Source organism: Salifodinibacter halophilus, from assembly GCA_012999515.1.
In the GTDB taxonomy this organism is placed as follows: Bacteria; Pseudomonadota; Gammaproteobacteria; order Nevskiales; family Salinisphaeraceae; genus Salifodinibacter; species Salifodinibacter halophilus.
The window spans coordinates 1-254 of sequence record JABEEB010000443.1; the positions used below are offsets into that span (position 1 = coordinate 1).

The 254-nt window shown below is 69.7% G+C and carries 1 protein-coding gene; it reads left to right on the top strand.

Going from position 1 to position 254, the window contains the following annotated elements; genetic code table 11:
* A partial coding sequence (locus HKX41_12365) for an aldehyde dehydrogenase family protein (GenBank protein ID NNC24929.1) occupies window positions 1-254 on the top strand: 254 nt, incomplete at both ends.

The following is a 254-nucleotide window of genomic DNA, read 5'->3' on the forward strand; positions in this document are numbered from 1 at the left end:
CTACGTCGAGGAGACGATCGAGCAGGGCGCGACGCTCGAAACCGGCGGCGACAACGACGGCCTGTTCGTCGAGCCGACGGTGCTCTCCGGCGTCACCAACGAGATGGCGGCGGCGTGCAACGAGCACTTCGGGCCCATCGCCCCCGTCATCCCCTTCAGCGACGACGAGGAGGCCATCGAGATCGCCAACGACACCCAGTACGGGCTCGCAGGCTCCGTTCACTCCGCGGACCGCGGGCACGCCCGCGACGTCG